The organism is Methyloterricola oryzae (assembly GCF_000934725.1).
GTDB classification, from domain to species: domain Bacteria; phylum Pseudomonadota; class Gammaproteobacteria; order Methylococcales; family Methylococcaceae; genus Methyloterricola; species Methyloterricola oryzae.
Genome location: NZ_JYNS01000009.1, coordinates 78,897 through 100,057, shown reverse-complemented (window position 1 = coordinate 100,057; position 21,161 = coordinate 78,897). Strand labels below are relative to the sequence as shown.

The following is a 21,161-nucleotide window of genomic DNA, read 5'->3' as shown; positions in this document are numbered from 1 at the left end:
AGATCTCCAAGCTGAATTCTGATTGTTATGGGAAATTTCGGTCTGGTCAGTTTATGGGGAGCGCCTTCCGGGATTTCAAGCCTTCTCGTCCAGATGAGGCTGCTCGGCCACCGCCTGGGCAATCACCACCATGGCGGGGCGCAGCAAGCGGTCGTTGAGCAGATAGCCCTTCTGGAACACCTTGACCACGGTGTTGGGCTCCGCGCTGGTGCTGGGCTCCATGGCCATGGCTTGATGCAGGTCGGGATTGAAGCGCTGGCCCAGGGGCTCCACCGGCACCACGTTGAACTTTTCCAGCACGTTGCGGAACTGCTTGAGGGTCAGTTCGCTGCCCTCCCGCAACTTGGCCACCTCGGGGCTGTCTCCCGCCGCCGCCTGTATGCCCAGTTCCAGGCTGTCGAGCACCGGCAGCAGTTCCTTGGCGAATTTCTCCAGACCGTATTTGTGAGCGTTCTGCAGGTCCTTGTCGGTGCGCCGGCGCAGGTTTTCCATTTCCGCCTGGGCCCTTACCGCCTTGTCCCAGTTCTCCTCGGCGGCCCTTCTCGCCTCGGCCAGTTCCGCGGCCAGTTGCTCGGCTGTAACCTGGGCCTCGGTGGCCGGCTCTTCCTGGGACTGACTCTCTCCCTCCACCGGCTTCACGCTTATCTCGGTTTCCTGCGGGACTTCCTGCAAAGGGTGGTCTTCACTCATCGTTGCTCCTGAATAATGTGGGCTGAGGCGGGATGTGCCCTGAGGGCACCCGCCGCGACTAAGGGTTCTGAAGTGTCCGCGTTAAGATGGGGACAAAGACTTCTGATTCAAGGTGGCGCCCAACAATTTTGCCGTCAGGTCGACCAGGGGAATGACGCGCTCATATTCCATGCGGGTGGGCCCGATGACGCCCAACACGCCGACGGTGCCGGAGTCCACGGCATAGGGGGCCGTCACCAGACTGCAGGGTTCCAAGGCCTCGCAGCCGGATTCCTCGCCGATGAAGATCTTCACGCCCGGCGTGTCCAGGCAGCGCTCCAGCAGATGCACCATGTCCTCCTTCTGCTGGAAGGCGGAAAACAGGGTGCGCAGCTTGTCCATGCTGGCCAGCTCGCCGAAGTCCATCAGGTTGGTCTGGCCCGAAAGAAGATAGGGCTTCTTCTCGCGCCGCTCGCGCCCCGTGAGCGCCAGCTCGGCGATCTCGCTGGCATTGAGGACTTCCTGGTTCATGCGGTCGCGGGTCTCGCGCAAGTCCTTCAACAGGCTCTCCCGCACCGTAGCCAGATCCAGGCCACCGTAGACAGCGTTAAGGTAGTTGGCGGCCGAGGTCAGCTCCGCCGCGCTGAAACGCCGCGAAGGCTGGATGATCTTGTTCTGAACTTCCTGCTCGTTGGTGACCAGGATGGCGAGTATGCGCTGCTCCGACAGGGGCAGGAACTCGATCATGCGAAAGGTGGTGGTTTCCCGCCGCGGCACCGAGACCAGGCCCGCCATGTGGGTCATGTCGGCAAGCAGGCGCGAGGCGCGCTCCAGCACTTCGTCCGGGTCTTCCGAGGTATCCAGGTCATGCTGGAACTGCAGCGCCAGTTCCTGCTTGAGGGGACGCACCGTCAACAAGGAATCGACGAAGAAACGGTAGCCGCTGACCGTGGGCATACGGCCGGCCGAGGTATGCGGCGCGGTGATGAGGCCTAGGTCCTCCAAATCAGCCATCACATTGCGGATGGTGGCCGGGCTGAGCTTGAGTCCACCGTCCCGGGACAGGGCACGGGAACCGACTGGCTGACCGTCGTTGATGTAACGCTCCACCAGCACCTTGAGCAGGTACTGTGCGCGTTCGCTCAACTCGGGATGATTCGCCACGCAGACCCTCGAAGGATGTGGAGTTAGCACTCTGTTGATATGAGTGCCAAAATTAGCAACCCCTAGATAATGTGTCAAGAAGCACATACTATAGCCGGCATCGGCGGGCCCGCGCGGCGCGGGTCTTGCTGCACCCACACGCCACCCGACTGTCCCAAGGAGCCTCACTATGCAAGGCGAAAACAAAGTCATCGAATATCTGAACCGGGTACTGGCCAACGAGCTGATCGGCATCAACCAGTACTTCCTGCATGCCCGCATGTACAAGAATTGGGGCTTCCACAAGCTCAACGAAAAGGTCTACAAGGAATCCATCGACGAGATGAAGCACGCCGACGAACTGATCGAGCGCATCCTGTTCCTGGAAGGACTGCCCAACCTGCAGGAACTGGGCCGGTTGCGCATCGGCGAGAACCCCGCGGAAATGCTGCGTTGCGATCTGGACCTTGAGCACCAGGCGCATGTGCTGCTCAAGGAAGCCATCGCCTACTGCGAAACTGCCGCCGACTTCGTATCCCGCGACCTCCTGACGGAAATCCTGGAGGACGAGGAAGAACACATCGACTGGCTGGAAACCCAGTTGTCCCTGATCGATTCCGTGGGAATCCATAACTACCTGCAGTCGCAGATGTAACTCTGCCTGTCCCAGCGAAGAGACACGCCCCCGCCCAACCGACTGCTGCATCGCTGATGGAGAACAGCGCCCAGAATCACGCCGTGCAGCAGCCGTTCCGGCGCGTCGCCCTGGTAGGCAAGCCGGATGCGCCGCATATCGCGGAAACCCTGACATCGTTGAACCAGCACCTGCTCGCGCGCGGCCGGGAGGTGCTGTTGGAACGTGGTTGCGCGCCACTGGTGGAGCACACACCGGAGCAGGTGCGACTTCTCAAGGACCTGGGCAGCGCCTGCGATCTGGCCATCGTGGTAGGCGGCGACGGCACGCTCCTCTGCGCCGCCCGCCTGCTGTCCGAGCACGATGTCCCGCTGATCGGCGTCAACCTGGGCCGCCTGGGCTTTCTGGTGGACATTTCGCCGCAGGATTCCCTGGCGCGCCTGGACGAAATTCTGGACGGCCACTATAGCGCCGAGCAGCGCCATCTCCTGCGCACCCGCATCATCCGCAACGGGCAGGTGATCTACGAGCAGACGGCGGTGAACGAGGCGGTCATCCACAGCTTTACCGCCACCAGCATGATCGAGATCGTCACCTCCATTGACGGTCACTTCTTCAACTCCCAGCGCTCCGACGGCCTGATCGTCTCCACCCCCACTGGCTCTACCGCCTATGCCCTCTCCGGCGGCGGCCCGATCCTGTATCCGACCCTCAATGCCATCGTGCTGGTGCCCATCAACCCGCACACCCTGAGCAACCGCCCGGTGGTCATCGCCGACGACAGCGTGGTGGAAATCACCTTCCGTCCCAGCAAGCAGTTCCGCGCCCAGGTCACCTGCGACAGCATCTCCATACCGGACGTGGAGATCACCGACCGCATCGAGATCGTAAAGGACCGCCCGTTCCGCATCCTGCACCCGCTGGACTACGACTTCTTCGAGATCCTGCGGGCAAAACTGCATTGGAGTAGCGGCTACCGGAGCTGAGCATGCTGGAGAATCTGAGCATCAAGGAGCTGGCGGTGGTTGAAGCGCTGGACCTGGATTTAAAGGAGGGACTGACCGTGCTGACCGGCGAGACCGGCGCCGGCAAGTCCATCCTGCTCACCGCCTTGGCCTTGGCCCTGGGCGAGCGTGCCGACTCGGGCTTTGTTCGCCCCGGGGCCGCCCGCGCCGAGATCAACCTGTCCTTCTCCCTCACCGACGCCCCCGAAGCGCAGGCCTGGCTGGCGGAGAACGCCATGCTGGATGAGGACGGCAACTGCCTCATCCGGCGCGTGGTCAATGCCGACGGCCGTTCCAAGGCCTTCATCAATGGCCGCCCCACCACCTTGCAAGCCTTGCAGGAACTGGCCTCGGGCCTGGTCGAGATCCATGGCCAGCACGCCCATCTGCGCCTGCTGCAAGCGGACGAGCAGCGCCGCCTGCTGGACGGCTACGCAGGCAACCGCGACTTGCTGAGTGAAGTCGCTGAACACGCCCGACGCTGGCGTGCCCTGCGCCAGCAGTTGGAACAGGCGCGCGAAGCCGCCTCTACCGGAGCTGCAAAGGAAGAACTGCTGCGTTACCAGATCGCGGAAATGGAGCAGATGGAGGTGGACTCCCTGGATTACGAGGCGCTGTCCGAGGAGCAGGTGCGCCAGGCCAACGTGGGCAAGATCTTGGGCACCGGCCAAGGCCAGTTAGACCGCGTCTACGAGGACGAGCAGCACTCGGCCAACGCCCTTTTGACCCAGGCCTGCCACGAACTGGAAGACGTCGCGCGCCTCGCCCCGGAATTCGAGGAGCCACTGCAGTTGTTGCGGGAAGCGCAGATCCAGGTCAAGGAAGCCAGCCAATTGCTGCGCCGCGGCCTGGAGCGACTGGAAGCGGACCCGGCGCGTCTGGTCTGGCTGGACGAAAAGCTCGGCGTCCTGCATCGCCTGGCCCGCAAACACCAAGTGGGCCCAAGGGAACTCGCCGCGCACCTGGAATCCCTGCGCGTCGAACTCAACGCCATCGAACTGGGTAGCGGCCGCGCGGAAGCGCTGGAAACCGAACTGGCGGGAGCCAAGGCCAGCTTCGACCAGGCAGCCGCGCGCCTGACCCAGAGCCGGCAGGCCGCGGCTGCCCGCCTGCAGGCTCAGATCACCGGCATGATCCGGGAACTCGGCATGCCGCAGGGAGATTTCCTGGTGCAGACCAGCGTCGAGGAGGACGCCGCGCCGGCACCCCAGGGCAATGACCGCATCGAATTCCTGGTGAGCGCAAATCCGGGATTGCCGCCGCGTCCCTTGGGCAAGGTCGCATCCGGCGGCGAGTTGTCCCGCATCAGCCTCGCCATTCAAGTGGCCGCCACCGATGCCAAGACCACCCCGACCCTGGTATTCGACGAGGTGGATTCCGGCATCGGCGGCGGCGTGGCCGAGATCGTCGGTCAGAAATTGCAGGCCCTGGGCGTCGGACGCCAGGTATTCTGCGTCACCCATTTGCATCAGGTTGCGGCGCAGGGTCATCAACACCTGCTGGTGGAGAAGACCAGCCAGTCGGGCCGCACCCAGACGGGCGTGCGCGAACTGGACCGGGAGCAGCGCAAGCACGAGATCGCCCGCATGCTCGGCGGCGTGCGCATCACCGAGCAGACCCTGGCCCATGCGGAAGAAATGTTGAACAGCGCTACGAACCGCTGATCCCTGCGCGGGGTTTCGCCTCCCGCCAGGCCCTATGAGGGGTGCGGTATAGCTCCTGGAGGTCTTCGTTTTGGCCTTCCGGCTTCGACGCCTACATACCCCAATCAACGAGAACAGCCGCCCCAGGCGGCTGTTCGTGACCGCAAAAAGTCTAAATCTAGAGATGCAGGTTGTGGCTGTCGCACCAGGCCAAGACCCGGGCCGTTACCCGGCGATAGACCTCGCGCAGCTTCCGCGCCAGCACGAAGGCGATCTTCAGACCGATGAAAAATCCGGTCCAGGCCGTCACCAACTGCGCAGTCCATGCGTCCAGACCGAACACCGACTCCAGCATGTGATCCATTAGGGCTTCCAGCACCTCCAGGCCCAAAATGAGCAGATGCGCCAAGGCCGGAAGCACACTGTCCCAGAAAAGCAGGAATAAGATCGCGCCCGCCGACACGAGTGCGAACTTCTTGATTCGGCTGGACTCCGATGCGACCCCGAAGCCACCCGCGAGATCAAAATGCCTGACCACTGAACTCATGGAAACCTCCTCCTGCCCTTTTGCAGCGAAACACTGACAAAAAGGCTAGCGGCACTCGCCCACCAGCGTCAGGCGAAAAATGCGAACTACCTCACACTTCGGGGAAACTCCCTGTTTCCGTGACGCCTCGCCGTCGCTTTCAGCACTTTACCTCACAACGGGCCACGGGAGCCGCCGGCATAAGACTTTCTCTATTCAGAGATCGTGAGATGCCTTAGCTTTTGCGGCATCTACCGCATACCAATCCCTACAACTCAGTCAATTGACCCACAAGCCATTGATAGGCAAGGGTCTGAGCCTGTGGCATTGCATTTGCGTTCTCTTGCGCGTTGACCCAAGCGGTTCAACGGACTTGCAGCGTCGTCAACGACGACTCTTTGCAGGCAGGGAAGCCGCCCAAACCAAAAACGCAAAACACATCACCCAATGGGGGATACCAATGAACAACAAGAAAGTACGTCCTTTAGCACTCGCCGCCATCGCTTCCGCCGTCGCACTGGCCAGCCAGGGTGCCATCGCGCACACCCGGCTGCAAACTCCGACCGTTGCTTCCGGCGCCAACGTGTACAACGCCACCGCGACTACCCACGGCTGCCATAATGCCGTGACCAACTCCAACAGCACCCCGGTGATCGCCACCAGCGTGGTGTTCCCCGACGAGAGCGCCACCGTCCAGATTCGCGACGCCGTTCCCGCCGGTCAAACCGCCAACGATTACGTTGCCTACGAGGGCAGCCTGGAGGACTTCGTCGACGGCGGCGCGGTTTTCCACCCGGACAAGGTCAAGAGCCGCGACGTCTTCAATAGCGAGGATATCAAGCGCGATCCCACGACCAGCAACTCGGTAGGCTTCTATGCAAAGGACGGCAGCCTGCCAGGGCTGGACTACATCTCCCTGCTGCCCTTCCGTCCCGGCGCGGTCTTCGTCAATGAGGGTAGCTGTGCCAAGAGCGTCCAGTATGTGCTGGCCATTGCCGATATCTGCAAGGTCACCAGCAAGACCAAGTTCAGCGACGAGGTCGTGAACCTGTGGACGCCGGCGGTGGGCTCCGATTTCGACGGCCCCGGCCTGCATGGCTTCAACTCTCCGGCCACCCTCACCGTGACCCGCAGCACCCCGCTGGACGCCAGTTGCGGCCTGGGCCAGGAAGTCCGCGTCGTGCCCACCGCGGCCCAGATCAACCGCGATCTGCCGATTCCTCGTTACTGGCCTTCCGCCCGGTAAACCACCGGGACGGCATTTTGGCCACCGCAGCCCGGCTTACGCCGGGCTGTTTTTTTATCTGACACGGCACAGTTGAAGCGGGAGTTAAACAGCGACTGAACTTGCCGCCATGACGTCGCCACACGCCTCTGCCGCATAAGAAATTGTCTTGAGTTAGCTCACGCAAATTTCTTGTGAACTGCCACAGGCATACCCTGAAGCAGCCCGACAAGACGACATAATTAACTGTTTTTAAATACGTTTCATCCATGGCACGAAACATGTGCCTGATTCTGGCGTGCCCGGTCCGGCCAGTCAGGGCGGATGGGCCAAAGGACGGCGCCGGTCCAGCGGAAGGATTGCCGGGCACCCAACACTCTTAACTTAACGATTCAAAGGCAGCACACATGTCCAAAGCAACACTCCGTCCCATCATGTTCGCCCTGGCGGCGACCATGGCGGGCTCCAACGCTTTCGCACACGACGAAATAACCACCCAGATCACCGAGGGCGAAACCGCCGATATCACGCTGGCCATCAACCACGGCTGCGAGACCCCCACCGGCGGCGTGAATGCGATCGTCGCCCAAAGCGTGGTTTTCCCGGGCGCTGACATCAGCAGCATTGAACAAGGTAACCTGGCCGGACTGGTTGATACCGTATCGCCCAACCTGTTCCCCAACCAAGCGGAGAAACTCGATTCCCTGGGCAATGCCCTCGGGTTCTCCGGCCGCGGTGCCACCCTGCAGACTATCAGCCGGGGCCGAGTGAAATTCGCCTTCACCGCACCCAACTTCGTGGCTGAGTCCTGTGTCAAAAAATTGAATGTCGTGCTGGTCGTGGCCGACATCTGCCAGAACAACAACCCGAAAATCCGCCCGGGCAAGGTCAATATCTGGATGCCGGCCCTGACCGGCGGTCCCTCTACCGGCATCGTGGCCCAGGCCGCTGCCAATGGCATTGATGGCTACGGCACCGACGAACCGGCGACGTTGACGATCAACCGCGACCTGTCGGCTAACCCGCTCGACCCGTCCTGTGGCGACGGCACCGAGGAAACGGTCAGCCCCACCACCGCCGAAGTCAACGCCAAGCTGCCGATCCCGGGCTTCTGGTGAGTTGAGCTCGTTCGAAGCTGCCAAGGCGTCGCCGAAACAGGGCTCGCGCCAGGGTTGCACGAACAGACGAAGCGCCGGGCCTAAGTCCGGCGCTTTACTTTGGAAAGAATGGGCGGAGGGATGCTGCGGACAATTCCGCAAGGCTTATTCGCCCGAACCATAGCCACAATGAGGCCATCCGCATGTCCAGCAAAACCAACACCGTTCTTCCCGCACTGATACTGTCGGCGTTCGCCGCGCAGCCCGTATCGGCGCACGATGTCATCCTCAACAACACCATTGTGGAAAGCCAGACGCTCTCCACCGTCCTGATTCAGCATTCCTGCGATGCCACGACCTTCGATGCCAATGGCAACCCGATCTATCCCGAGGTGATCGCCTACAGTTTCGTTTTCCCCACGGTGGAACCGGTCGCGATCCGTGACGATAATGGCGAGGCTGTGGACTTGAGCAACATCCTTCAGAATTATGGCCCCGGCATCGTCACGCCCTTTTGGGACACCCGCATCTTCAAGACCCTGCAATTGAAGAAGGACAGCCTGGGGAACAACATTGGCTTCAGCGCGACCGGCGGGCATTACCAGCAATGCTTCAACGGTGAAGTGCCCCTTTTCATCACGCCACTTTTCTTCTGGGACGCAGATTCTGCCATCGAAACATGCGCCACCCAGGTCACCGTCAAGCCGGTAGCGGCTGACATTTGCAAGATCACCCCGGTTCCTGCCACCGGCGATGCCAACATCTGGATGGAGCACACCACGGCAAAATTTCCAAACTCCTTGCATGGCATTGGCGAGAACGAGATGCGCCTGGTCTTCAAGCGTGACCTGGAACATAACCCCCTGCCCGCCTCTTGTAACGGGAAGGGCTTCAGCGTGACGGTGACGGCTTCCGACAAGGATATCGACGCCAATCTGCCGATTCCCAACTACTGGCCGGCACAGCCGAAGAAGGGCAAGCCGGGACACAAATGAGCTAGGAGAAATGAGCCGCGGCAGTGGGACGCGGAGCGCCGCAACAGCGCCCGCAAACCTAACGCCCCTTGGCGACGATCCTGGCGAAGCGGCCGCTTTCGGCCTCGAGATGACAGGCCGGGCAATTGGATAAAGTCTTCACGCGGGGCCACCCGGCCCCACGCACCCGCGCGTGCTTGGGCACGAACCAGGGCGCCTTGGTGATGCACGGAGGCGCTTGCATACCGGGCGCCGCGTCGCGCCCGGCATGCTCCTTCAGATACGTCTGAATGGCCGGAAGGCTGGATTCTTCCAGCGTCGCATCCACCTTGAAGTGGTCGTCCAGCGATCCCAGGATGGCCCGCCACGAGGCGGCCGGCAGAAACGCGGCGGGATAGGCGACATGACAACTGCCGCATTCTTCCCGGTACCCCGCATCCATCTTCGATAACTGACCGTCGTCGAACAACCGCGCCTCGACGCCGGTGCTGACGAGCAGCACCGCCATAATCCAGGTGGATTTCAACGGGCGCCGCCGCCCCTCGCATCGCGGTATGGAAGGGCTTTTTTGCTCGATTGAGGGGGTGGGCATCGCACTCAGAAATCCGGATCGCTCAGCGCCGTGAAGTCGTCCTCTCCCGCCTTGGGATGACAGGCCTGACAATTGGAGCGGGTCTTGTGCTTCGGCCAATGCCCACGCGATGCGTCAGCGTGGGTGCCGCGGAACCAGCGGGTTTGCGTGATCTTGAGTTTCGCGGGCCCCGGATCGAAACTCGACTTGTGGCCGGCGTGTTTGACGAGATAAGCCAGAATCGATTTGGCATTCCCCGAGTCGATCTCCGCATCCACCTTGAAATGATCGTTCAGATTGCCCATCAGCTGCTTCCAGCCCTCTGCGGACAGGAATTCCGCCGCATAGGGCAGATGGCAGCCCCCGCACTCTTCCACATACTGGGGCGGCGGCGGCGCGTGGGGATGTCGAATGGCCCAAGCAGGCTCCATACAAACCGTCAGGCCAAGCATCCACATCAGCGCCCGGCCTATCGGCCGAAGACTTACCAATTGGCGCGCCATCACTTGGTCAACTGAATCAGGTAAGTAAGCACGTCGCCCTTTTCCTGCGCCCTGCATTCGCGATCCAGCACATCCTTGCAATTGCGTTTGAACCATTTGGCCACCTTACGGGAATCCGTGAAGCGTTCCGGATTGGCGGCAGGCACCAGGGGCTTGATGCGCTTCTCCGTCACTGCGTGCTTACCCTCAGTGCGCGGGTCGTCCGTATGGCAGCTGGCACAACTCCAGTCACCATGCTTGCTTTTGAAGAACTGCTCGCCCCGGGCGGCGTCGAAGCCGGCAAAGGCGGCGTTGTCAGCGGCGGCCTGCTGGCGGAACTCCTCCAGAAAATCCGTGGGCTGCATGGCCAGACCCGCCGCGTTAACACCGAGCAAGGATGCCGCCAGCAGCGGCCGTATGAATCGTTTACGCATGCTTCTCTCGTGTGTGCTTCTAGGTCATTACCTCGAACTGCGGGTACCAAGACTCATCGGATCAGCATGTCCCTGCCGTACCATTCCACCATGGTCTCGCGGTAGCGCTCCGACTTGCGCGCTTGCAAGTGCTCCAGGGGGTTGAAGTCATCGGTCAGGACCGTTCCCGGCCCCTGGTCCACTTGAAACGCCCGCTGCCGCAGCCAGGCCAACTGCTCCGTTGAAAGACCAGACCCGGACACATCCACCGGCCGTTCCGAGGCCAGGAAGATGAAGTCGTTGAAATCGTCGCCGGGTTCCGACACGAAGACTGTCTGGTGGCCGAACACCTGGGCCAGGGTCTTCGCCACCGATGCTAGCGCGGGATTATGGCCCTGATCGGCAAAGGCAACGAAGTTCAACGCCAGGATGCCGTCCTTGCTCAGCATGCCCCGAAGGTGTTCCAGCGTCTCGACGGTCAGGAGGTGCGAAGGCTCGCTGCCTCCGGTGAAGCAGTCCATGATGATGAGATCGTAAGGGCCGCTCAGCCGCCTCATTTCATAACGCGCATCACCCACGACCGCCTTGCCGGTGGGAGAAAAGCCGAAGTAGCGGGTCGCCGCCTCGGCCACCGCGGGATCGATCTCCAGAGTATCGGTCTCGATCCCATAGTGCGAGCGCAAGGTCATGGCCATGTGTCCCGCCCCTTGTCCGACCAGTAACGCCTTCCTGATGCGCGGTTGGATCGCCGGCAGCATATCCACAATGGCCTGATAGCTGAGCAGATTCTGTCCTGACTTGATGGTGGCTGCGCCGATGGTGGAGGCGTCGGACATCAAGGTCCGGATGTCCTGATCCGCGAAATCGACCACCCGCACCCAGCCATACAGGCTTTCCTGCTCGGCCTGCACATGAAACCGGGAGTTCTGCTCTGAGCCTGAGCCGGCGTCCACCACCATGGGCGTGAACACCGCCGCCAGGCAGAGGCAAACCAGGCAGACATAGGCGTGGGACATCCGCAGCCGTCCCCGCGCACGCCCCTCCATGAACGCAACCAACATGGCCAACAGCAGCAGGGCCCAGCCCAGGCCCAGCAGAATCGAGCGGGAACCCACCCTGGGAAACAGATAGAAACCCAGTACCAGGGTGCCGATCACGCTCCCCAGGGTGCTGACCGCATAAATCGAACCGGCCCGGGTGCCAAGCCCTTCCAGGGTTTCGGTGCCCAGCTTGATGGCGAAAGGGCCGACCATGCCGAGGAAAAACAGGCTGGGGAAAAACAGGGCCAGGGCGCTGACGAAGGCACCGCCCCGCAAGCCGAGGTCATCGGTGGCCAGCAACACCGGCCGCGCCAACCACGGGATCAGCAAGGTCAGGATGCCGGCGATGGCCACGATCAGCGCCAGCCCCGCGCGGCCCGGACGATCGGCCCACCAGCCGCCGAGATAATAGCCGCAGGCCAGGGCGATCATCGTGACCGAAATCTGCGCCGACCACACGTACAGGCTGGCACCATAGAAAGGCGCAATCAGCCGGGTTCCGAGCAGTTCGATGATCATAACGGCAGCGCCGGTGCAAAAGACCGTCGCGTAAAACCCCAACCCGGCTAGTGGCGGGCGGACGTTCGATTGAGTAGCCATGTTCGTCTCGAATCAGACAGCCGAAGGGCGCAGGGGCAGACTCAACCGCGCCTGCGCGCCCCAGCCGAGTTACGCCTACTGGACCTGGCAGCTGCTCTCGACAGTGTTCACGCCGTCACTGAGGCGGGCAGTGAATTGCAGCGGGGCCTCGACCTTCACCCGGGTGACGAACTTCTGCAGCTTCGTCTTTCCGGCCTTCAGCTTGACCTTGCGAGCCTTTAGCGTCCGGCTCTGGCCGTCCTGAACCAGTTGCACCTGCAAAACGCTACCCGGCTTGGATTGGCTACCGGAGTTGGCAATCAGCACCGACAATTGGGCGCGGCGTCCGCTCTTGCCGACCCGCTGGCAGCTCGCGACGGCTGAGAAGCCATAGCCAGCCCCGATGATCGGAACCGGCGTGGGCGACGGACTTGCGGAGGGCGATGGTGAAGCGCTGGGCGCCGGAGAGGCGACCGGGGACGGCGAAGCACTGGGTGCTGGGGAGGCTGATGGCGCCGGCGAGGGCGGCGCTTCGCCAGGCGCCAGCAAGCGCACCGCCAAGGCGTAGCCGGAAGTGAATAACTTGTCACCCACGTTAGGCGCGCCAGAAACCATGTCGAAAGCAAAAGCTTGCCCCGGGGACGAATTAGGGTCCGTGTAGTCGGTTCCCGTCCAATAGGCGTTTTTCTTGAAGTTCTGGAACGGTCCGGTGTTATTCAGACCATAGTTCACCGGATCTTCACTGGTCACCTTATTGCAGTCGCCCTTGACCACTCCAGCCTTGTTGTCCAGGGACGCGTAAAAAAGGTGCGACAACTCGTTGGCGGGCCCGGTGCCCCAGGGATCCATGTCCAGCACGCCGTCGCACTTGGATTCTCCACTGAAGACGAAGTCCGTGCCGTTTTGTGGCTTGACGTTGGGCAGGCGCCAGTCGGCGTGCCCGAGGTAATTCGTCACGTTCAGCCAGTTGACCCAGGCCATGGCCCCAAACCAGGTCATTCCGCCATCCACTCCGGGCCCTGCGTTGGACGCGTTGGGATTGATGAAATCGGCGTAGACATCGGTCAGCGTCGCGTCCTTGTTCCACTCGTGCGGACCGCCGGCATTGGGATCATCCAGGGCGGGAGCCGCGTCAACAATGGACTGCAGGATGGACGGATCCTTCTGGTACTGGGTGTTGAGCAGGTTGGCGTCCTTGAGCCAGTAGACTTTCAGGTTAGTGTCGTAGACAGTGCCATCACCCATGTCCTGCAGGGCGGCCTGAGAGTAGCCGGGCACCATGCAGCCGGCTAGGAGCACGGCCGCGAGCAAGGCCATGCGGTGTTCGTTATTCTTGACTTTCATTACCTAAACTCCAATGGGGACCGTAACTCAGTTGGTGGCGGAACAGGTGGCCGACACCTCGGTGCTGCCGAGGGTGGCCTTGAACACCACGTCGCCGGTGCCTTTCGCGCGCAATGTCACTTTTAGGGCCTTTTGCGCGCCGGGCTTGAGCAACACCTTCCGCGCAGCGATCTTGAATGACTTGCTGCCCCGGGTGGCGCTCAGCGCCAGCGTCCCGGCCGGCTTCTTCTTGGCGCCCTGGTTCGCAACCAGGATGTCGAAGCGGAAGCGGCGGCCCTTGGCATCCAGTTGGGTGCAACTGACCGTATCCAGCAGGGCGTAGCCTCCGGTTGGGGCCGGCGTCGGGGTAGGCGAGGTGCTCGGGAGCGGCGTAGCCCCAGTCGCCGTGCCGCGCACGGGCAGGGCGTAATACTGGGAGAAAACCTTGTCACCGATAGCCGGCTCTCCGGAGGTCATGTCAAAGGTCCAGGCTGACCCCGGGGCGTTGTTGGGATCCGTGTAGTCGGTGGCAGTCCAATACTGCCGCTTTTTGAAGTTCTGGAATGGCCCCACGTTGAGCAGGCCGTAGGTATTCGGATCCTCGCTGGTGACCTTGTCGCAATCTCCTTTCTGCTTGCCGGCCTGATTACCCAGGGCGGAATAAAAGAGGTTGGACAACTCGTTGAACGGGCTGGTGATCCAAGGGTCGGTATCCAGAGTACCGTTGCATTTGCGTTGGCTGCCGCTGAAGTCGAAGCTCGTGCCATTGAGCGGCTTCACGCTGGGCAGTCGCCAGTCATTGTGTCCCAGGTAGTTCTGAGCATTCAGCCAGTTGACCCAGGCCATGGCGCCGAACCAGGTCATGGCGCCATCGACGCCCGGCCCGGCGTTGGTGGCATTCGAATCGACGAAATCGGTATAGATGTCCGTCAGGGTCCCATCCTTGTTCCAGACATGGGGCCCCCCGGTGCTTATGTCATCCAGGGCCGGTGCGCCGGCGACGATTTCATTGATGATTCCCGGATTGGCCTGATATTGGGTGAAGAACAGATTGGCGTCCTTCAGCCAGACGAGGCTGGTCGCCGTATCCAGTACCGTGCCGTCGCCCTGGTCCTGCAGCTCGGCCCGCGCGGCACCCGCCACGAGGACGGCGCAGAGCCCCAGGGTGGTGGCGGCTCCCGGTCGCTTGCTCAAGTAGTTCATGATTCCTCCGCGAAGTATTGATTTGTCGTTGTCTGTGTATCCCAATGGCCTTTTGCGGCTAGGCGGGGCGGCGAGCGCCCGCCCCTTCCCGTTGCTATCCCTGGCGCGCTGTCCGATGCTCAAAACGCCACGCTCCAGGTGGCGGACAAGGCGCCGCGGCGCTCCTGCTGGTATCCGTTCACGTGGTCTTCCACCGGCTGCAGCCATTCCACGGCGAAGTTGTTGCCCTCGAAGGGTCCGCTGCTCACGTTGGCGTTGAGGCCGAAGCCCACGTCCCAGTAATGCCCGCCGTAGGAATTGGGAAAGTCCATGGGGCCCGTCTCGCTGTGGGGCTGGTTGTACTCGCCGTGGATGGAGCCTTGCAGGGTGTACACGCCGCGCACGGTGGCATTGAGCCAGTCCGTCAGTGCATAGCCGCCCCAGGCGGTGCTCTGGAAGATGTCGCCGAAGGTGAAGCCCACTTCGTTCTTGTCCTCCAGGCGTTTGGTGCCGCTGAGCTGCGCTCCCCAGTTCCAGTCTCCGGCGTCGCCCAGGTAGGTGAGGCTGGGCTTGAAGTCCCAGGTACCGCTGCCCAATTGCATGCCATAGTGGATCAGGTCGTTGCCGTGCATCTTTTCCTTGACGGACCCGGTCGGCGCGCTGATGCCGATGCCGGCATGCACATGGTGCCCCGGCTGATCCAGCAGCTTCACCAGGGCGTACATGCCGATGTCGCCCACGCCGCCGGTGGTGTGGGTAGGCCGGGTGTGGTTGTGCTGGCCGGAGGGCGGCGGCGCCCCATCCAGGGTCCTCAGGGTCATCTCCATGGAGACGAACTGCGGCATCAGCATCAGGTTCAGCCAGTCCGTGGGGGCGTACATCAGATCGAGCATGTGCATGTGCATGCTCATGTCCTGGGAAGCCTCGCGGCACTGGATATTGCCGCAGCCATTGGCGACGATCTGGCCGTCGCTCGCCTTGTCCGAGCCGTGCAGCATGTTGCCGCGCTGCAGGTTGTACATGTAGCGGTAGCCGACCATCACCTGGCCCGCCTCATGCAACATGTGGCCGAACATCACCCCGGCCGGCGCGCCCCCATGCCCGCCATGGCCTCCGTGATGGTGGTGGTGGGCATGCTCATCGCCGCCCGTGTCGAACAGGCTGGGAGCGGACAGGTCCACCTTGAGTCCGGCGTTCCACTGGTAATAGCCGAAATCGGCGTAACTGGGTTCTCCGCCGCCGCCCAGCTTGAGGTTGCCGGCGTGGGAGTAGTATTCGAAGGCCGCTTCCAGGGTGATGGCCTTGCCGATGGCCTTGGCCACCGTCACTCCGCCGCTCACCGCCCCGTAGCCGGACAGGCGCTGATCGCTCGAATAGGCGTCCACCGGCAGGCGGTTGGCGTTCACCTTGCCGGACACCGGGTCCAGGGGTGCGGCCTGCCGGTAAATGAAATAGGGCTGGTAGAAATCCGCCTCCGATTGGGAGTAGTAGCGGAAATGCGGGGTGACGGTCCAGCCGCCGCCCAAGGGCTGGCCCCAGTCCACGTCGAAGGTGTGGGAGTCGATGCCCCAGTCGTCGCTGTAGAAGCGGTAGCCCAGGTGCAGGGCGGCGTCCAGCGGCTCCACGTACTGCACGTAGCGCATGTCCCAGGTCCATTGGTTGCGCTCCTCGGGCCGCTTCTCCATCACCGCGCCGGTGGTGGCGGCGTACAGCGACACGCCGGGCAGCGACGTCGTATCGGGCGTCTGCGACGGGTCGACGAAGGCGAATTCGACCGTCTTGTAGGGATTGCCCAGGTAGCCGGTGCTGCGGCGGAACCCCAGCCCGGTCTCGATGAAGGCGTCCTTGGTGAGGATCTGGCTCAATCCCAGGCGTGTGCCCCAGTCCTGCCGCGTGCCCTCCAGGATATGCCGCACATTGGCGGAATTCGGGTCCGGTATGTTCTTAATCTGGTTCTTGTAGGCGTCAATACTGAAGTAGCTGAAGGCACCTGGGTCCAACTGCGCGTAGGTGCTGTCATTGGTGTAGCTCAGCCCGAGGGTCAGGCTGGTCAGTTTGCGGTTCAGGTCCCAGCGCCCGCCCAGATCGCCAAAGTAGGAGTGGTAGTCGTTCTCTATGGAGGCCCCCGCCCCGGCGGTGAGGGCGAAATCATCCCACTCCCGGGTCACATGCAGATCGCCCTGCTGGCGGGTTTCCGGCGAGGCGGTGGACAGGGTGTGCGCCAGCCTCGTGTCTTTACGTATGGCATTAAGGGTGCCAGAACTGTAGGGGCCATAGGGATTCAAATCGGCATCCACATAGGCCGAAGTCAAAGCAAGATACGGCGTCGCACCTGTTAGAGTCTGGCCGTATTGATTACCGCCCCAGGCCAGAGGCGCCGTCGCCATGGGCGTGGCACCGCCCCACGTATCCTGGGTGAAATTGAAATCCAGCTTCCAGCGGTCCGCCAGGGTCACGTGGGCACTGCCGAACAAGCTGTCCACCTGGATGGGCTTGTAGGCGCTCTTGATACCGTAGAGATCGCGGGCACTTTCCGTGTAATGGCCGTAGCTGAAAGTGCCCAGGTCGCCCGGGGCGGCATGCGACGGCGCCGGGCCCAGGCCCGGCAGCGCCATGGCGGCGGCGGTGAGCGCCTTGAGTGCCGGGGAAGCCTGGGCCGCTACAGCCAGCGCGGAACGCCGCCTGCGTTTTCGGCGGAGCAGCGCTATCGCGTCGCGGATCGCACGGACCAGAGGGCGTTGCCTCAACCGCAAGCGCTCAGTTGCAGCCACAGCCGCCCCCCGAGGCACCGCCGCCGCCCATGGTGGCTTCGCGGCTGACGTAGGTGTGCTCGCGCACCGTCCTCTGCACCGGCAGAGGCTCCAATTGCATTTGCGGCTTGGCCAGATGGCCACGCTGCCAAGGCTGCACGTCCGCGCAGCCGGGCAAGGCCAGAGCCGGCCCGGCCAGCAGCCCGGCGGCCACCAGCCGCAACCCGCGGGCAGTCAGGCGCCGGTTTGCGGCGTTGTTCCTATTGCAGGGCAAGGACAACGGGCCATGGCCCTGCCCCCTGCCTAACCGCTTGAAATCGTTCAATTCGAGGCACATACCATTCTTCTCTGCTACGCACCCGCGCCGCCAGCACTCCGGCCAGTTGGCCCGGAAGAAGGAGGCGGTCCGAGCCGGCCATCGCCGGTACGGGGGCAGGACCAACCGAGCCCCCAGACCAGACCAGCCCCGCAAGCAGGGCTGGCACAAGAGCAAGAACGTAAAGAGCTTACTGGTTCTGCTTGTTAGAAACGGCCGTGCCGGTATGCACACCCGTCCCGTTATTGCCGGTCATGCAGTGAAACTGAACCTGATAGGTATCCGCTGCAGCAGCAGTGTGTGCAACAGACAGGTTATAGACACCGGCACCGCCATTAACGAAGACGAAGGCACCGTAGGCTGCAATGCCATCACCCTCGGTAGCGTCGGTGGCGTTGCTGGCGAGATTGCCCTTCTGGATCAGTGCGATCGCTCGCGACCCGTTGCCGCTGTTGTCTGCAATCTGCGCCTCCAGCGAAAGCGGCGCGCCGCTGCCGTCGTTGGAACAGGTCACCTGGTAGTAGTCCACCGCGGCAGCGCTTCCCCCCAGCCCGCCCCCTTGCGTATGCGCGAACGCGCCACCGGCATAAGCGCCCATCGCCAGCAGAGTTGCGGCAGCTGCCGCGGATTTCATTTCGAACCGTTTCATCGTATGTTTCCTCCGGCCTAATCCGGCCATTGTGTTGGTTGTTGTAAAGTGTTGGCCCACACCGCACTCATCCCTCCGAACGACGTGAACCTGGCCCCAAGGTCATTGCGCCCCCAGAGCCGGCCGCTGCGCCATGCGCCACGCGGCAAACGCCTTCCCATGCGCCCAGTGCAGCCCGCCGGAAGGCCTCCGGTGGGCTGAATGCCGGGGGCGGACATGCGATCATCCGCTCCGCCAATCCATTGCCCATGCCTACGCATACCCGCGGCGATCGAGCCCGCCTGCAGCAACTCCAAAGACTCGTGGCGCATCACTGCGCCCCGGCGCTTTCCAGGGACTGCATCTTGGCTTCCGCCAGTTCGCGGACGACCTGATCGCCATCGTTGAGCGCCTGCTTCAACAGGGCGGTGCCGTTCGCATCGTCAGCCGCAATGCTGTCCACGGCCATCAGGCGCACGTCGGCGTCACTGTCTTGCAGTGCTTCCTGAATGAAACCCATGGCTTCGCTTCCGCCCGCTCGAGACAAGCCGTAAACCGCTTGCGCCCTAACCTTCGGATCCTTGTCGGACATGGCCGAGGCAAACACATGGCGCACGGCGGCATCGCCGATCTGGCCTTCGGCAGTCAATTGTGAGAGCGCATCCGCCCGCAGCGCGGCATCCTCTGAACCGGCCATGTCCACGAAGCGCTTCAATTCCGCCGGATCCATGGCTTTGCCGGCCGTATCACCGGCTGCCGAGTGCTTGCCATTGGAAGGCACACACTCGCCCTGGCCGTCGGCCAGGCTTGAGCCCAGCACCCAGATGTCACCGCCCGATGCCGACGGTGCTCCCTTGCCCGCGCGGTAAAGGAGATTGGCATTGGAGCCGAGGAGGCATTGCATGACGCTCTTGATGTCCTCTCCGGCGCAGGCAGCCGAAACTGGATCCTCCGGCAACACGCCGTAATGCGCCTTGACCCCGGTCTTCTTGGCCAGGGCTTCGATGATTTGTCCCAGCTTCGCGTGCTTGGCGTCCACGGACAGGACAGCCGGCTCGCCACCGAGCGTCACATGAACCTCAGGCTTTTCGCCTGCGGGTTCGGCCGCAGTAGCGCAGAGGGAAAGCGCGCCCAGCATGGACAACAGCAGCCGTGAATATCGAAATGACCTCATTGCGAATTTGCCTGATGAATGGGAACTGACGCTTGCACACCGGAAGCGATCGCATCGCATTTCGGCACTAGGTGCACGCATTTGTCGTACCACTAAACCCGGACACTCTTTGCGTGATTTATGTGAAGTGGTCTTTTTCCCCGACAGGGCAATGGTTTGGGTAGACGGGTGGGGAAATTTCGAAGGAATTTTCAGTGGATGGCGGTCGCCACACGCATCAGGGGCGCGATTTCACCCGCAGCAACTGCGCGATTTCACGCAATATATGGGTTAGCTCACACACGCATATGTCTTACATGACTCACATTCCGAAACGAAGGAGAGAAGCCGGCGCCGCCTCGTCTTAGGATGATCGCGAAGTCTGAAGCAAGGGCGGATGGGGGAAGTGTCACGATACGAAGTCAAGCTGGCGAACAGACCTTATCCGTAGGGGAGAATTGGGGATACAGGCAGACTGGATTCCAGCCCGTGTGTTTACACCCGTCGTCTGCATCTTCCATTGGCAAGCGCTACAACGATTCCGCTGATCTTCCAAGTACCCCGTAGCAGAATGACGCCGCGCCGGGTCCTTGCCAGTGAGTGATATCCCGCATCGTCAGCCGAGAGCGCGATCCTGTTGCGCCTGAGTGCCACAGCCGGATTGGGTTTATTGATCAGGCCCCAAAATCCCCTCCCGGTGCTTCGGGCCGGCTTCAAGGCCGGTAGGCGCCCGAACTTGGATGATGCGGGCGGTGGCCACTACGGGACATCCATGCCCGCAGTAACCCGGCCGATTTCAGGGCCTGTCAATACACGCCGATGTGGCTCTTATTCGATGCCGCGCGAACCAAGGCCTTGCCCGCCCTTGCAGCGCACCAGACGAGAGGCCAGGCCGCTTGCATGAGGCCGCGCTTTCTGCCATTTTTGTACCTTTCCGAGGCTGCCGTGATCTCGCGCATCAGCGCGAAGGCAGCACCCTCCATCATCCAGAATCGCGCTTGTAGCCACTGCCTTCCGAGGAGAACGCCATTACCCGTAAAAGAATGTGGATCATCGCCGGACTGATCGCCTTTGCGATCATGTGGGATACGCTGCTGGAGTGGCTGGCGCACGCCGTCATCCTGGCCCTGGAGTGGCTGGAACTGACCGTGGACGTGATGTATGAGGAACTTCTATCGCTATCGCCGGAAGAATCGCAACTCGCCACGGCCTGGACTGGGCTCGCCGTATTCATCGCGCTGCTGACCTGGGCCGGCTTCAAGGTACGCCGGCTGTATCTGGCCTACAAGGAGAGGGGCCTGGCCTGGAAGCAGGCCAAGCAGGATGAGTTCTGGACTTGGTGGGGCCTGCTGCCCTGGTTCAAGAAGCTGGGTTATGCCGCCAGTGTCTGCGCCTTCCTGGCGCTGATGGTGCTGACCAGCTGAAGTCGGCTGCGCGCCTTAATCCCAGCGTTCGTCGCGCACCTGGATCACGCCGTTTTCCACTCGCACCGGGTAGCAAACCAGGTCTTCATAGGCTGGCGCCTTCAGGACCTTGCCGGTCTTTATACAGAAGCGGGCTCCATGGCGCGGACAGATGATCTCAGCCCCATCCAGCCGCCCGCTGGCGATCTCGGCGCCGTCATGGGTGCAGGCATCCTCGATGGCGTAGAAGCCGCCGTCCAGGCAGAACACCGCGACGTCCACGCCGTCCACGTCCACCACCACATGCTCGCCCTCATGCAAGCTGGCCTCGGGGGCCACATCGATCCAGTCGCTCATTCTTCGCAGGTCTTGTTGTTTTTGGCGGTTCGCGCAGAGCGCAGGGCCT

General features: G+C 62.3%; 21 protein-coding genes. 7 read left to right on the top strand and 14 right to left on the bottom strand.

Going from position 1 to position 21,161, the window contains the following annotated elements:
* Nucleotides 1–75: 75 nt before the first annotated feature.
* Entirely contained in the window at nt 76–690 is a 615-nt protein-coding gene (gene grpE / locus EK23_RS13245; RefSeq protein WP_045225848.1) for a nucleotide exchange factor GrpE, read from the bottom strand.
* 81 nt (nt 691–771) lie between these two features.
* Complete coding sequence (gene hrcA / locus EK23_RS13240) at nt 772–1,833, bottom strand: heat-inducible transcriptional repressor HrcA (protein WP_045225847.1); 1,062 nt, start codon at nt 1,831–1,833, stop codon at nt 772–774.
* Between the two features lie 169 nt (nt 1,834–2,002).
* Between hrcA and bfr the strand changes: the two genes are divergently transcribed.
* The 3 genes from bfr to recN all read left to right on the top strand — a co-directional run bounded on the left by bfr (nt 2,003) and on the right by recN (nt 5,114).
* Nucleotides 2,003–2,467: a bacterioferritin gene (gene bfr, locus EK23_RS13235; RefSeq protein ID WP_045225846.1), complete on the top strand. Its 465-nt coding sequence runs from the start codon at nt 2,003–2,005 to the stop codon at nt 2,465–2,467.
* Between the two features lie 83 nt (nt 2,468–2,550).
* Entirely contained in the window at nt 2,551–3,432 is an 882-nt protein-coding gene (locus tag EK23_RS13230) for an NAD(+) kinase (RefSeq protein WP_097990971.1), read from the top strand.
* A 2-nt stretch (nt 3,433–3,434) separates the two neighbouring features.
* A complete protein-coding gene (recN, locus tag EK23_RS13225) occupies nt 3,435–5,114 on the top strand; it encodes a DNA repair protein RecN (protein ID WP_045225844.1) in 1,680 nt (559 codons plus the stop codon).
* A 157-nt stretch (nt 5,115–5,271) separates the two neighbouring features.
* On the opposite strand, the gene EK23_RS13220 is transcribed toward recN, so the two are convergent.
* On the bottom strand, nt 5,272–5,640 hold the full coding sequence (locus tag EK23_RS13220; RefSeq protein WP_045225843.1) for a hypothetical protein: 369 nt from the start codon (nt 5,638–5,640) through the stop codon (nt 5,272–5,274).
* A 439-nt stretch (nt 5,641–6,079) separates the two neighbouring features.
* Between EK23_RS13220 and EK23_RS13215 the strand changes: the two genes are divergently transcribed.
* The 3 genes from EK23_RS13215 (at nt 6,080) to EK23_RS13205 (ending at nt 8,936) form a co-directional block, all read left to right on the top strand.
* The gene (locus EK23_RS13215; protein WP_052808165.1) at nt 6,080–6,865 is read left to right on the top strand and encodes a hypothetical protein; all 786 of its coding nucleotides are present in this window, start codon (nt 6,080–6,082) and stop codon (nt 6,863–6,865) included.
* 413 nt (nt 6,866–7,278) lie between these two features.
* Entirely contained in the window at nt 7,279–7,962 is a 684-nt protein-coding gene (locus tag EK23_RS13210; protein ID WP_045225842.1) for a hypothetical protein, read from the top strand.
* A 182-nt stretch (nt 7,963–8,144) separates the two neighbouring features.
* A complete protein-coding gene (locus tag EK23_RS13205; protein WP_045225841.1) occupies nt 8,145–8,936 on the top strand; it encodes a hypothetical protein in 792 nt (263 codons plus the stop codon).
* Nucleotides 8,937–8,994: 58 nt separating this feature from the next.
* Here the strand turns inward: EK23_RS13205 and EK23_RS13200 are convergent, their stop codons facing one another.
* The 10 genes from EK23_RS13200 to EK23_RS13150 form a co-directional block, all read right to left on the bottom strand.
* Nucleotides 8,995–9,441, bottom strand: coding sequence for a cytochrome C (locus EK23_RS13200; protein WP_158002504.1), 447 nt, complete (start codon nt 9,439–9,441; stop codon nt 8,995–8,997).
* 71 nt (nt 9,442–9,512) lie between these two features.
* A complete protein-coding gene (locus EK23_RS13195) occupies nt 9,513–9,917 on the bottom strand; it encodes a hypothetical protein (RefSeq protein ID WP_045225839.1) in 405 nt (134 codons plus the stop codon).
* Nucleotides 9,918–9,988: 71 nt separating this feature from the next.
* Complete coding sequence (locus EK23_RS13190) at nt 9,989–10,402, bottom strand: DUF1924 domain-containing protein (protein ID WP_052808164.1); 414 nt, start codon at nt 10,400–10,402, stop codon at nt 9,989–9,991.
* A 53-nt stretch (nt 10,403–10,455) separates the two neighbouring features.
* Entirely contained in the window at nt 10,456–12,021 is a 1,566-nt protein-coding gene (locus EK23_RS13185) for a fused MFS/spermidine synthase (RefSeq protein ID WP_045225838.1), read from the bottom strand.
* 75 nt (nt 12,022–12,096) lie between these two features.
* Entirely contained in the window at nt 12,097–13,344 is a 1,248-nt protein-coding gene (locus EK23_RS13180; protein ID WP_045225837.1) for an Lcl C-terminal domain-containing protein, read from the bottom strand.
* Between the two features lie 27 nt (nt 13,345–13,371).
* The gene (locus EK23_RS13175; protein ID WP_045225836.1) at nt 13,372–14,526 is read right to left on the bottom strand and encodes an Lcl C-terminal domain-containing protein; all 1,155 of its coding nucleotides are present in this window, start codon (nt 14,524–14,526) and stop codon (nt 13,372–13,374) included.
* 119 nt (nt 14,527–14,645) lie between these two features.
* Nucleotides 14,646–17,252 carry a DUF3570 domain-containing protein gene (locus EK23_RS13170; RefSeq protein WP_235282054.1) on the bottom strand — a complete coding sequence of 869 codons (2,607 nt, stop codon included), beginning with the start codon at nt 17,250–17,252 and terminating at the stop codon, nt 14,646–14,648.
* A gap of 10 nt (nt 17,253–17,262) precedes the next feature.
* On the bottom strand, nt 17,263–17,529 hold the full coding sequence (locus EK23_RS22550) for a DUF4266 domain-containing protein (protein ID WP_235282053.1): 267 nt from the start codon (nt 17,527–17,529) through the stop codon (nt 17,263–17,265).
* Nucleotides 17,530–17,761: 232 nt separating this feature from the next.
* Nucleotides 17,762–18,220 carry a hypothetical protein gene (locus EK23_RS13160; RefSeq protein ID WP_052808163.1) on the bottom strand — a complete coding sequence of 153 codons (459 nt, stop codon included), beginning with the start codon at nt 18,218–18,220 and terminating at the stop codon, nt 17,762–17,764.
* 310 nt (nt 18,221–18,530) lie between these two features.
* On the bottom strand, nt 18,531–19,373 hold the full coding sequence (locus EK23_RS13150; protein WP_158002503.1) for a HEAT repeat domain-containing protein: 843 nt from the start codon (nt 19,371–19,373) through the stop codon (nt 18,531–18,533).
* Between the two features lie 1,022 nt (nt 19,374–20,395).
* Between EK23_RS13150 and EK23_RS13140 the strand changes: the two genes are divergently transcribed.
* The gene (locus EK23_RS13140) at nt 20,396–20,776 is read left to right on the top strand and encodes a hypothetical protein (RefSeq protein ID WP_045225831.1); all 381 of its coding nucleotides are present in this window, start codon (nt 20,396–20,398) and stop codon (nt 20,774–20,776) included.
* A gap of 15 nt (nt 20,777–20,791) precedes the next feature.
* On the opposite strand, the gene EK23_RS13135 is transcribed toward EK23_RS13140, so the two are convergent.
* Nucleotides 20,792–21,112: a non-heme iron oxygenase ferredoxin subunit gene (locus EK23_RS13135; protein ID WP_045225830.1), complete on the bottom strand. Its 321-nt coding sequence runs from the start codon at nt 21,110–21,112 to the stop codon at nt 20,792–20,794.
* Nucleotides 21,113–21,161: the final 49 nt, after the last annotated feature.